This window comes from Thermus sp. FJN-A, assembly GCF_054655095.1.
Map to the genome: position 1 here is coordinate 1 of NZ_BAAHSC010000097.1, position 464 is coordinate 464.

The window sequence follows — 464 nt, forward strand, 5'->3', positions numbered from 1 at the left end:
ACTGAAGCGTCTATCTACAACAAAGCGCTTAGCTCGTCTAGCTACTATAGCTATCAACAAAAGAATGACGGAGTAAACTGTTGCGAAGACAAAAAATACAGCAAAGTTGCTTGTAGAAAGAAGTCCAGTCAAAAAGTTTAGAATGGCGTTAGATTTTAACAAAAGGGCCACCAGAGTAAAAAGCAAAGCCAAAAAAACACGAGGAAGCACTTCTCTCAGAAACAAGTGATTCCCTTTCAGGGACACGCTTAACCACCCCTTGCCTAACGCGATTGTAGCACAATTTCCACCACCACCTCCCCCGGCCTCAGGTCGCGCACCTTGACCTCCACCACCCGCCCCGAGACGGGGGAGCGCACGAGCTGGGCCTCGGCGGCGCGCTCCTTGCGCCGGAGGAGGCGGGCTTGGGCGAGGCGGGCCTCCCGGATAGACTCCTCCAGGCGGGCCTTCTCCCCGGCGCAGTC

At 54.5% G+C, this 464-nt stretch carries 1 pseudogene; it reads right to left on the bottom strand.

Annotated features, from left to right (window positions below):
• Positions 1-263 precede the first annotated feature (263 nt).
• Positions 264-464 (bottom strand): annotated as a pseudogene (locus tag ACYQ0J_RS00515) (metal-dependent hydrolase); the annotation flags it as partial.